At 62.1% G+C, this 11,604-nt stretch carries 11 protein-coding genes and 1 riboswitch; of the genes, 3 read left to right on the top strand and 8 right to left on the bottom strand.

Going from position 1 to position 11,604, the window contains the following annotated elements; translation table 11 throughout:
* Positions 1 to 231: 231 nt before the first annotated feature.
* Positions 232 to 1,839 carry an ABC transporter substrate-binding protein gene (locus ATN38_RS26900; protein ID WP_218749007.1) on the bottom strand — a complete coding sequence of 536 codons (1,608 nt, stop codon included), beginning with the start codon at positions 1,837 to 1,839 and terminating at the stop codon, positions 232 to 234.
* Between the two features lie 134 nt (positions 1,840 to 1,973).
* Positions 1,974 to 2,552, bottom strand: coding sequence for a CGNR zinc finger domain-containing protein (locus tag ATN38_RS26895; RefSeq protein WP_042450527.1), 579 nt, complete (start codon positions 2,550 to 2,552; stop codon positions 1,974 to 1,976).
* 63 nt (positions 2,553 to 2,615) lie between these two features.
* Here ATN38_RS26895 and ATN38_RS26890 point away from each other — a divergent pair, with 63 nt between their 5' ends.
* Positions 2,616 to 2,993, top strand: coding sequence for a hypothetical protein (locus ATN38_RS26890; protein WP_064111455.1), 378 nt, complete (start codon positions 2,616 to 2,618; stop codon positions 2,991 to 2,993).
* A 93-nt stretch (positions 2,994 to 3,086) separates the two neighbouring features.
* Positions 3,087 to 3,431 (top strand): hypothetical protein, encoded by a 345-nt coding sequence (locus tag ATN38_RS26885; protein ID WP_003941188.1) that lies wholly within the window; start codon positions 3,087 to 3,089, stop codon positions 3,429 to 3,431.
* On the opposite strand, the gene ATN38_RS26880 is transcribed toward ATN38_RS26885, so the two are convergent.
* Positions 3,432 to 4,643, bottom strand: coding sequence for a saccharopine dehydrogenase family protein (locus ATN38_RS26880; RefSeq protein ID WP_218749005.1), 1,212 nt, complete (start codon positions 4,641 to 4,643; stop codon positions 3,432 to 3,434).
* On the bottom strand, positions 4,636 to 5,634 hold the full coding sequence (locus ATN38_RS26875; protein WP_172403419.1) for a S9 family peptidase: 999 nt from the start codon (positions 5,632 to 5,634) through the stop codon (positions 4,636 to 4,638). Before ATN38_RS26875 ends, ATN38_RS26880 begins: the two co-directional genes overlap by 8 nt.
* Positions 5,635 to 5,777: 143 nt before the next feature.
* On the opposite strand from ATN38_RS26875, the gene ATN38_RS26870 reads away from it, so the two are divergent.
* Positions 5,778 to 6,656 carry a PaaX family transcriptional regulator C-terminal domain-containing protein gene (locus ATN38_RS26870; RefSeq protein ID WP_218749003.1) on the top strand — a complete coding sequence of 293 codons (879 nt, stop codon included), beginning with the start codon at positions 5,778 to 5,780 and terminating at the stop codon, positions 6,654 to 6,656.
* On the opposite strand, the gene ATN38_RS26865 is transcribed toward ATN38_RS26870, so the two are convergent.
* From ATN38_RS26865 to ATN38_RS26850, 4 genes are all read right to left on the bottom strand, one after another.
* Positions 6,635 to 7,249 (bottom strand): hypothetical protein, encoded by a 615-nt coding sequence (locus tag ATN38_RS26865; protein ID WP_003941149.1) that lies wholly within the window; start codon positions 7,247 to 7,249, stop codon positions 6,635 to 6,637. The two genes, ATN38_RS26870 and ATN38_RS26865, sit on opposite strands and share 22 nt — an antisense overlap.
* 210 nt (positions 7,250 to 7,459) lie before the next feature.
* Complete coding sequence (locus tag ATN38_RS26860; protein ID WP_050655922.1) at positions 7,460 to 8,785, bottom strand: aminotransferase class V-fold PLP-dependent enzyme; 1,326 nt, start codon at positions 8,783 to 8,785, stop codon at positions 7,460 to 7,462.
* A gap of 53 nt (positions 8,786 to 8,838) precedes the next feature.
* Positions 8,839 to 8,953: riboswitch (SAM riboswitch) on the bottom strand.
* Positions 8,954 to 9,013: 60 nt separating this feature from the next.
* Positions 9,014 to 10,549, bottom strand: a complete 1,536-nt coding sequence (locus tag ATN38_RS26855; protein WP_054187864.1) for a CdaR family transcriptional regulator — start codon at positions 10,547 to 10,549, stop codon at positions 9,014 to 9,016.
* On the bottom strand, positions 10,546 to 11,604 hold the full coding sequence (locus tag ATN38_RS26850; RefSeq protein WP_003941148.1) for a DUF917 domain-containing protein: 1,059 nt from the start codon (positions 11,602 to 11,604) through the stop codon (positions 10,546 to 10,548). The genes ATN38_RS26855 and ATN38_RS26850 overlap by 4 nt, the downstream gene beginning before the upstream one ends.

The following is an 11,604-nucleotide window of genomic DNA, read 5'->3' as shown; positions in this document are numbered from 1 at the left end:
TGCTCCGTTGAGATGGGTGCTCGTTCGATACTCGGGGAAAGGATGCCGCGATCGCCGCTCCTCGTGCTGACGTAGCCCTTGCTGTCGCCGCCGCTGCCGTCCTGGGCATAGGCGTCGGTGTCCTTCTTGCCGATGTCGTCGCCGGCCTGGCTGCAGGTGCGGGTGCTGCAGTGGTATTTCGGTTTGCTCTTCGGATGATCAATACCCGAAAGTGAGCGTTTGCCGAGGGTCCTACTTCAGGACACGGATCGCCGAGCCCGGAAGGATTCCGCTCGATGGCGGATAGATCGACGTTGCCCCGTTGAAGAACATGTGAGCGGGAGTCGTGGATACCGGCAGCAGGTCGACGTCCTTGAACAATGCCCGCTCACTTTCCTCCCAGACCTTGCAGGACTCGTCACCGGGAAGAAGCGAAGCCTGAGTAGATAATTCGATGTACTTCTTGTTGTCGAGGGAAGCGAAGTTCACTCCTTCAGGCTTCGGTGGGCCGGTGAAGTACTTCGCAAAGATACTCGGCGTATCGCTCCCCAGCGTCAAACCGATGGAAACGTCCCACGACGACAGGTCGGTGGTGCTGAATGTGTTGGCGATGACAAAACTGTAGTCGCCGCCGGTCAGTTTCACTCTCGCGCCCAGTCCTTCCCACTGTGTTGCCACGTATTCCGCGGCGGCAGAGTTCGTATCGCGAGAGTTGTTGAAAATCACGTTGAGGGCAAGCGGTCGACCGTCCTTCGTCAGGATGCCGTCGGGACCCGCCTTCCAACCTGCGTCGGACAGCGTTTTCTTTGCTGCATCGACGTCGAAATCGGGGATCGTCCCTTCGACACTGTTGTAGTCGCAGGCAAGGGGTTCCGAAACCGCGAGGGCGCGTGCGCGGGTTCCTTTACCGCCGGTGGTGATCTCGGTGTAGTCGTCCAGGTCTACTGCCTGCACGAGGGCCTGCCGCACAGCACGGTCTGCCGTGGGTAGGGCCGCGAAATGATTGAAGATGAACTCGCCGGACAACGTGGTGTAAGTCTTCGAATCCAGACCCGCGGCCAAGACTCGTTCCTCGTCCGAACCGGTGACCGCTGCGGCATTCACTCCGCCGGTGAGAACAAGATTCGCCGTCGTACTGGGATCGGTGACAATCTTGATCGTCACTGTCTTCGGCACTCCGAGAGTGTCGGAAGTGGTCTCGCCGTTCGGACTCCAGGTGTAACCGTCGCGGCGTTCCATCGTGATGTGATCGTTCGGAACAACTTCGGTGACCTTGAACAGACCCGTTCCGTTGCTACTCGAACGGATGCTGGCCGGGTCTTCGAGCGTCGCAGCGCACGGAAGCCTCAACGCGCCGATTCGAGAGAGCAGGAAGGGCGCTGGCTCGGCGGTAGTCACCGTCAGTTCGTCACCGTCCGCTGAGGCCGAAGTCGACATCGGCACAGTGGATCCGCGTAGCGGTGAAGCGTTTTCAGGATCCATGACCCAGTTGATGTCATCGGCCGCGGTCTGTGCGGTGAAGGAAGTGCCGTCGGCACAAGTGATGCCCTTCTTGAGCACGAACTTCAGCGTGTTCCCTTCTTCACTCCAGCTCTCCGCCAGATAGGGACGCACAGTGCGTGTTTGCGCGTCGATGTCGATCAACGAATCGTACGAGTACGCGTTCACGATCTGAGTCGACGTAAGGTTGGTGATCAGAGGGTGCAGATTTCCGGGATCGGCGTTGATCACAGTCGTGAAACTGCCGTCCTTTGCATACTCACCGACCGAACCTTCGGGACTGGATGCGCCGCCACACCCGGCCAGGGTGAAAACGCCAACGCTGATAACTGCTGTCGCGGAGACAGAACGGGCTTTCATACGAGCCGCCATCTACTAGGAGTTGCCATGGCGACAATCGTGCGGGACTGACGTGGTCTGTATCTCGTTGAAGTTCCCCATACAGTCGGCCGTACTCTGTTCGATTGTCACTATCGACCGGGCAAGCGCAGACGCTAAGTACGACGCTGCCGTTGACGGTGATTCGCGACGTTGATTCGGTTGCCGCACAACGCCGGCATGCAGTAGCGGCGTCGCCCTCCCCGGCTTGTATCGACAAACACCCCGTTGCACGTCGGCGACGCGCATGGGCGGAATCGTTCGTACCCCAATGTGCGCAGAGTCCCCAGCAACGAATAGCCGATCAACAGCGCAAGTTCGCCGGTGAGATTGATTCTGCTGTCCGGTACCGCATTCCATCGATAGTCGGACCGGGCATCGGGCACGAGTCGGACGTGATGCGGGACGGTCTGCAGGAGTCGATGAGTGCGATCAACGAGCTCATCAGAAGTCGGAGCATCGAGAATCGAACGAATCCCCTCCCTGAGTTCCTTGACCTCAGCAAGTTCACCGCTGGTAAGCCGACGTCCGTTGGTGAGCGCATCCGGCGAGAGTCCATGTTCGTCCAGTAGATCGTGAAGCGCCTGAGGGGCAGCCAACGCGTCACCTGCCTCCACCCACACGCGGGGCGAGGTATTGACCAAGTCGGTCGCAAACGACGCACCGGCGACGTAATCGTCTAAAACTACTTGCATCCCTTACCGTCCTGCCCTACCGTAATTGAATAACCTAACTTTACACCTTACGGAGGCGGCGGGATGGAACATTGCGCAGACCACAGGCTGCCCGAGATACTCCGAGACACTCACCACCGATTGCGCCGCGCCGGCACCGTGGCATCGCAGACACCCGTCGTCGCTGCCGATCTCTACTGGTCGATCGGCGCGCTCGCCCAGTGCCTGACCGCGATGGACGAGGTCATTTCACAACTTGGAATCAATGCCCGAAAGCAGTTGCGCGCTGGAAAGTTCGACGTCCAGAGCGGACCGTTCGAAGGAGAGCCCGACGCCGCCCTACTCACCGCAGTTCTTGCGCTCGCCAGAGCATCGAGTAGTTGCGAACCGGTTCAGGCGGCAATCGGCAACGCTCAGATCGCGGTGAGCGATCTCGTCGTCGCGAGGACTACCAGCGCCTGAGACTCGGGCGGGCCACCCGCTCCCAGTAGAGACTGTATGGTTGGTTTTCGGCATCCGCCGAGAGCGCCGAACAGCAGGGACCGGGTTTTCACTGTGAGTACAGGGACATCAACGATCTACGAGGACAGGACCGTCCGGATCGACGATCAGGGCGTCACGATCCGCCACTATTACTTCCCGTTTGTCAGCAAGTTCGTTCCGTACTCACAGATCGAATCCGTCGACCTCGGAGTCATGTCATGGCTGAGCGGACGCTTACGAATTTGGGGAACAACAGATTTCAGCTCGTGGTACAGCCTGGATCTTTCACGCCCGTGGAAGGAGACCGCGGTGGTACTCACTCTCGCCGGCCACGGAGCGCCTTCGTTCAGCCCCAAGGACGCCGATCGCGTAGAGACCGAAATCCGCAGTCGCATCGGATCACACGCCGCGAACTGACTAGCGGAACTCGGATTCGACGGTGACGATCTCACTCCAGTCGGTTCGATCGAACAACCGCGCCAGCGCAGTGAACAGAACTTCCGGGTCGACGACGCTCTCGGGTGAGTGCACACCGATCCGATCCGAAATCGTTCCGTCGGCGAGCCGGGACACCACCTGAGCAAGGCCGAGCGCCAAGGGGATTCCGGTTGCACCGGCCATGTCCGACAGCAACTCCGATACCGGCGAATCGTCGGCAATCCGTGCCACGACGCGCATCTCTCGACCTTCGAGCGCCCCTGTGGCCGAGGCGAAAAACAACGGCAAGGATCCGTGGCCGGCGCGCGTGAGCATTCGAGGCGCAGCACGGATCATCCGCCGGAGCGAGGGCTTGCCCAATTCTTCAGCGGCCGAGTCGAGATCGATTCTCCCCTTGTCGATGTCGGCGCGGAGAACGTCGAGAAACGCCACGGTTTCCGGAGTGATGACCATCAGATTTGCCGAATGCCCCGCAGGTTTGATGGTCCGATGAAACATCACCGGCTCCGGATGCCCGACCACGTAAGCGTTCCCCCGACGTCCGCCGGGCAGTTCGAGTGCGATGGAACGCAATGGTTCTTCGTTGACGATTCGCCCCGCACGAACCACCGGAACCTGGCCGCTGATCTGCTGCATCCAGTGAACGGCGGCTGCACTCAATGTGTCCACCGACTCGTCCTCGCCCTCGACATCAACCGGCCAGGCTGTATACAGATCGTCGACCACGTCCAATCGCGAGACTGCCATCGCGGCCAGGAGGTTACTCATCCCGGGACTTGCGCCCATGCCGACTACCGCACAGATTCCGGCTCCCCTCGCGGCACAGTCCAATTCCAGCATGTCGACGGCCGGCTCCCAGTCGTCGCAGATGTCGAGATAGTGAGTCCCGGTCTCGATCGCTGCCTGGAGAATGCCGACGCCGAAACGGAAGAACGGTCCGACCGTATTGACGACCACGTCTGCGCCGTCAAGCAATTCACGTAGCGTGCGACCGTCCGTGACGTCGATGCGGCGCGCCTCGACTTCCGCTGACGCCTGCGCCAGTTCAACTGAAAGACGCTTCGCAGCATCGATATCGCGATCCGCGACTACTACCTTGCCGATTCCCGGCAATGTTGCGGCCAGACGAACTGCTGCCGAGCCCATGGCGCCGGCACCGCCCAGTGCGACAACCGTGATTCCGTCAGCCATGAATTCCCTCCAAAAATGCAGTCTGATCCGCTAGATAGCCGGGAGCGAAGATCGAACGGGGAGCAAGAACGGCCACCAGAGCCGACATCAATTCCGAGTCTTCGAGGTCCTTCTCCACAATCGAGTGAGTGGCGTCGGGGTACTTCTTGACCACCAGTTGCCCTGGCGAGTCGAGTAATTCGCGGTACACCCTTTCGGTATCAGCCACGTCGACGTTGACGTCTTGTCCGCCGATGATCAAGAGCACCGGAACCTTCACGGTTTCGAGATCGGCTCGCGCATCCGAGAGGTAGTTCTTTCGGATGAAGTTCCACCGGTCTTCGGTGAGACCGTCGGCCTCGCCGGAGGCCACGAGATCGTCGAACGATGCATCACGGGCCAACTGATCCAAGTTCTTCGCACGATCGACCCGCGCTTTCTCGAACTCGTCGGCCGACGCATTTCTCTCTGAAAGCTCGGCAAGGGTATTGAATTCACCTTGTTGGAGCCAGTTGATCGCCGGACCCACGGCAATGACGAACGCTACGTCCGGGTCGAGGTTCACCACCTTGGGCATCACCCACCCTGCCTGGCTTGCACCCCACAGACCGATCCGAGACGGATCGATATCCGAACGTCCCCGCGCCCACTCGATTGCCGCGTCCGTTTCCGCCGCGCGATCGTCCATGCTCTGGTCGAGCCAATTGCCCGGTGCCCCATTCACCCCCGGCTTGTCCCAGGAGAGTGACGCGTACCCGGCCTTTGCGAACGCCTCCCACACCGGTCGATAGAACGTCTCATGTGTTGCATCGACCGGGCCGTCTCCGTGGACGAAAACCACGAGCCCGAAGGGACCGTCACCGTGTTCGGGCAGTGCAAGGACTCCCTGGAGCGGCACCGGTCCCCCGGTGATCGTCACTTTTTCCTCACGGATGTCATAGGTGTTCTGGTACAGCGTCCAGCCCACCAGAGTCGCGATCAGAACAACGACCACCGCCAGGGAAGTAACCATCCACCTGCGTAAACGAGGCTTACTCTTGCCCTCGCTCATCGATTCCGCTGCCATCTTCCCGCCCTAACGTACGAATTTGAAACGATCGTATTGCATTCGATAGTACAGTTGTGGGCGAAGATGTCGAGAAGCTAGGAAAGGACATGGCGATGACCGACAGGGACGTCGATGTACCCACGAGGATCTTGATCGAGGGACTACTGCGCACGGACGGAACTGTCGACGGACGCACCCTTTATGCCACCGCCGACGCCCTCGGCAAAACTGATCAACAGGTTCGGCTGTGCATCAAGCGGTTGGTCACCGAGGGGAAGTTCACTCAGGAAGGTCGCGGGCGGCAGGCCACGCTACGAGCAACGCCGAAAGCCCTGCGCGAGATGGAACCCGACGTCGACTTCGTTCGGCTGGCCTATCAACAAGACCGCGACACTGTGACGCCGTGGGACGGGTATTGGCACCTGGCCGGATTCGCAATTCCGGAGTCGTCACGGAAGGCGCGAGATGCGCTGCGCACCAGGGTCGTTTACCTCGGCGGCGCGCTCGTCCAGGGCGGTCTGTACGTCTCGCCGCACGCCTGGGAACCGTATATTCGCGATGCGGCCGCCGAACTCGACGTCGAACAGCACCTGTCTTCTCTCACCACTCGAGATCTGAAAGTGGGCACTCTCGAAGACCCCGTGGAGATTGCCGCGCAGTTGTGGCCACTGGACCAGATCGCTGACGGATACGAACGGCTACTCGACGTAGCGACCGCACGCCTGCACAAACTGCAGAACAGTCCGGGTACCGATGCTGTCACGATGACCATCGAACTCGCGGCGGAATTCACGCGCGCCATGGAACCGGATCCGCTGTTGCCGCCGGAACTACTGCCCACCAACTGGATCGGCACGAGGGCTCGGTCGATCACTGCGCAGTGCTGGACGCTTCTGGCACAGGTGGACGGTGCCGACGAATTACCGTCGCTGTTCCACCTGTACGCAGATGCAATCGGTGACGATCAGGACGCAAGCGTGCGCTGACGGGGCGGCAGTCCGAAACGCCCGAGAACCTCGTCGACTGCGGTGGACGGTGTGACAAGTCCGCGATCCTGAAGCCACGGAATGGTGCTGTCCACCAGATGCTCGAGCGTGCGAGGCAATGCGAGAGGCAGCAACGTAACGCCGTCGGCGACCTCCGCAGCTCGGATATCGGCGATCAAACTGCCGAGACCGGAAGGCGTTCCGACGTAATGAAGCGAAACGGGAACCCGCGGCGAGGTCAACGCGCTGTCCAACTGCGCAAGCTCCTTACGAGCGGAGCGAGCCTCCGGCGCGATCAGAATCTCGAGATCGACCAGCACTGCGACGCTGTCGGGATCGCGTCCTTCTTCAGCGACGGCAGCACGTATCCGTGCGCGTTCGAGCTGTGCCTCACGCAGATCCGCAGCGCGAATCCGAACCACATTGGTAGGGAATGAAGCCAAATCGAGAGCCTTTTCACCCTCGGTGAGGTCCACCCAGTAGTCGCCGCCGATGATGGGCAGGTTGCCGGGTGCGCCCTCAGCGGCCGGATGGTGACCGGATCCGGTCAACTCGACCGCTACGTGCAGAGAATGCGAAGCGAGTGAAGACATGTGAGACCTCCGAAAATCAGAAAAGTATGGGATGAGCGAGACGAATCGTCAGCTCGAACACATTCCTGAAGAGGTGCGGCACAGATCGACATGGCGACGGCACCACTGACCGAGAGTGATGCTCACTCTCGAAGGGGTGGCGGGAAAATCCGCTGGTGCCATGGCTGCCATGCTAGTTGTCCGTTCGAGTTTTCGGGGACCGAGCTCAGCTCAGACGCACTCGGCTGCGCCGGCATTGTCGTCTGCGGCTCCGAGGAAGGGGCGGGTCTCGGGCACAGGGTTCCACGCACCTGCCGTCTTCGCGTACTTCCAATCACGCTGATTCGAAACCAGGATGTTCACGGCGTCGACCAACCGCGTCACGTCGTCCGAGCTGCTACCGAGGCCGAGGCTGGCGCGAACTGCACCGCCGGAGAGGCCGAGGCGCGCGAGAACCGGATGTGCGCAGAAGCGACCGTCGCGAACTCCGATGCCGTGCTCGGCGGAGAGGAATGCGGCGATCTCGCCCGCTTCGAATCCGTCGACGGTGAAGGTGACGATTCCGACGGCGTCGGGAGCGTCGTTCCACAGTCGCACGAGTGAGACGCCCTCGATGGCGGACAAGCCGTCAGTGAGCTGGGCGGTGAGCGCCTTCTCATGCTCGGCGATCACGTCGAAGTCCAGGGCGTGCAGGGTTTCGCAGGCGGTCGCGATGGCTGCCGCACCGAGCACGTTGGGGGAACCCGCCTCGTGGCGTGCGGGCGCGCAAGCCCACTCGGTGGATTCGACGGTCACCTCACGCACGGCGCCGCCGCCGGCGAGGTACGGCTGAGCTTCGTCGAGCCAGTCACGGCGGCCGACGAGAACGCCGGCGCCGAAGGGCGCGTACAGCTTGTGGCCCGAGAACGCTACGTAGTCGACGCCGCATTCCTGCAGGTCGATGCGACGGTGGGGAGCCAACTGAGCAGCGTCGACGAGGATACGTGCGCCGCAACGGTGAGCGATGTCAGCCAAACGTGCAATCGGCAGGATCTCACCGGTCACGTTGGAGGCCCCGGTGATTGCGAGCAGCGCGGCAGGCTTGGTGCACAGTTCACCGATCAGACGCTCGATCGTTTCTTCGATGGTGTCTGCGGCGGTGACGATACGAGCGTCGTTCCACGGCAACAGGTTTGCGTGATGCTCGACGTCGAGGACGACGGTGCTGCCGGGGACGCACTGCGCAAGCAGGTTCAGCGAATCGGTGGTGTTCCGGGTGAAGACGACAACCTGATCGTCGGCACAGTTCACGAAACGAGCAACGGATTCACGAGCGTTCTCGTAGGTGAGCGTGGAGATCCGGGACGCGTAGCCGGCACCGCGGTGGACGCTGGCGTACGTGGGCAACAATTCGGCGATACGGTCGGTGACCTGGGCCAATGCCGGCGCGCTGGCCGCGTAGTCGAAGTTGGCGTAGGAGCATTCGCCGCCCTGAACCAATGGAACCTGCAGGTCGGCACCCGAAACCTTGGCAATCGCGGTGGTGCAGCAGGTGTCGGCACTCAATACAGCAGTCATCGAAGACAATCCTCACGTTCAAGGACTCGTTCGTCGGGAGATGGCCCCGGAAGAGTCCGCGCTTGCCGCATTCGTTTTCGAACGCAGCCGGGTCGTCACCCGGAGCACCCCACCGCGGAGGAGGGTTGCCGACCAGCAAGCCGGGGCTGAACACTGGTACTCGTGACCTGGCAACGAGGATGGCAGGAACCTCCCGCGCTTGTCAAGACGAAGCTGCGAAGACCGTCGTCACGGCGCGATCGTCCGGCAGGCGAGGTGGAGCGCAAGCCTGGTTTCCGGATCGGCCAGATCGACCGAGAGAAGGCGCTGAATTCTATCGATCCGACTCGATACGGTGTTGCGGTGCAAGCCCATTCGGGTTGCGGTGTGAGCCAGAGACGATTCTTCGTCGAGGTACGTCGACAGAGTCTCGAGCAACTCTCCATTGGAATCGCGTAGCGGTGCGAGCAATGCCGCGGCCGCAGGCTGGAAGGTGTCGGTTCGCGTCCACGCCAGCAGCAACTGCGCCAGCCCGAGGCGGTCCACGTGCAGGAATCGACCTGTTTGAGATCGGGAACCGGCGAGCCGAGCGGCATCCCCGGCCTCCGACAGGGACGAACCGATTCCAGCCGGACCGTCGTGTGCGCGTCCCACACCTACCCAGGTCTCCATCGTGGGTTCCAACCTGGCCTGAGCTGCACGGATGCACTCGGCGATCCTGGTGATCGCCTCCGGTCGCGGCTCACCTGGCAGAGTCGTCCACGCCGCCCAGCCGTCAGCCTGTTCCACGACATTGGCGTCGATTCCCTCGGCGGCGAGAGCATCTGCAACCTCGCTGCGTCTTGCCACCAGGTCGACCTCACCGACCGCCAGGACTTTGATGCCGATGTGCCAGCCGTCCAGCATCCAACCCGCGTCGAGTGCGCGCCGGAGCAGTCCGGGTGTGGCGTCTGCTGACGTGTCGATCAGTTCACCGAGCAACGCGCTACGCCGGCGCGCTTCACGCTCGTCGACCATGCGCGCAACGGCCAGTCGGTGCCCGGCAGCCAACGAGGCCACGTCGAGAACCACTGAGAGAGAAGCCTCTTCGACGCTTTGACGCACCGGGAGTAGCACCGCCAGCCAGGGCTCTCGGGCTGCGCCGGACATCACCGGGCACGCAATCAGGACCCCGCCGGAGTCCAATTCGACCGTGGTGGGCGCCCCGCGACCCGACAACATACCGGCGGCTGCTCGATCAGTGTCTGACAACAGGTCGGCGCCGGTCATCGGACGTCCGGACGAGTCCAGGAGAAAGAATGAACGCTGAAAGGTGTTCAGTAGCACCGACAGAAGATTCTCGACGCTTCCTCCGGCTCGTTGGCCCGCGTGTGTCGCCCGCAGTACTGCGTCGGCCATCACCGCCCGCGAATTCGAGAGAAGATCACGAAGATCCACGCTGAACTGCCACGGGTCGGATACTCCGAGCACCACCAGTCCGAGCCGATCGGCAAGCAACGAGAGATTCGCATCCTCCGCCGCAGTGCTGTGCACAGCGACCACCTGGCAGCCGGTCGCCGCTGTGCGCCGAAGGAGAGCGTCGAATCTCCACTCCCCGATGTCGATTCGATCGAGAATCACCAGAACTGATCCTGAACTCGCCGCATCCGACACGGCCTCGGCCGACTGTGCCGATTCCCCGGTGAGTGCTCCCACTGTCGTCACGACGGGATCACCCTCCCCGGCCAGTCGATACAGCCCGACAAAGGCCGGGTTGTTCAGCAACGCCGAAACACTCGCGCTCATCGCGCCTCCATCAGCACTGCGTCGTGGTCGATCCCGAATGCCCGCGGGCCGACAACTTTCAATCTGCCCACTTCTTCCGCCCACCACTGTGGACCGGGAAGAACCAACACGGCCACATCGTGCCCCTGGTGCACGGATTCACACGAGACGAAGGCGCCGGTCCGCACGTCGAGCAACGTCACGATGTCCGGGCACGTTGCAATCATCTCGCCGTCCAACGCGACGGTCAGGAACTCACTCTCGAATTCGACTCGTATCACCGCAGAATCGTGTTCGAGAATCACGCTGCCCCGACGATCGCCGGTGTCCGGACGACTACGACGGACCGCACGCACCCGGCCAGTCCCCATTACCAGGGCCCCGGAGCTTTCCGCGATCTCCTGCCAACTGCCCAGTGCCCCGATGTGCTGACCCAGTTCGTATGCTCGGGAGAGAGTTCCCGGAATGCACGCCTCCTGCACCGTCCGCGCATCGATCGACGCGATCGCCAGAGCGCCCCAACCGCTGGTTCTCCCGATCAACGACCGCACTGCTACCTCGGCGCCCAGCACATCCACTCCGTCGACGACGGTAATGAGGCCGCCGGGCTGGGCGAGTGTGACCGGGCACAATTCCAACCCGGCTGCGGCGAGAGAGAAGTGATCGAGCCGCGGCATCGCTCGACCCAGCAGGTCCGCGTCGACCACGGGAATTCCCAACGCCAACGCCGCCGCAATGCCGGAGAGAGCGTTGAGTCCACCGCCTTCGAAAGTCATCACCGCGGTCGGACGCTTCCCGGTCCAGCGCGTCAAAGCTGCTGCAGTATCTGCAAACTCACGCCCGGAGGGCAATTGCTCCTCCAAAGCCAGGGCCGATCCGACGATTCCCACCGGCATCACCAATGCCTCCTCCGGCAACTGGTCCGGCGCGATGACCTCCACCGAAGTAGACGTCATCAGTGGACGCAGCATTTCCACGAACAGGCGTGGATCGCCGCCCCCGCCGCAGCCCAGGACCACCGCCCCCGCTGCGATCGCGTCGAGGTCGGCCTCCCGGACCGCGTGCAGCCTGCTCAC

Origin of the sequence: Rhodococcus sp. FH8 (assembly GCF_019266085.1) — a bacterium.
GTDB classification, from domain to species: Bacteria; Actinomycetota; Actinomycetes; order Mycobacteriales; family Mycobacteriaceae; genus Rhodococcus_F; species Rhodococcus_F qingshengii.
Note: the sequence above shows the minus strand (reverse complement) of the source record. Positions and strands in the feature narration are given on the sequence as shown.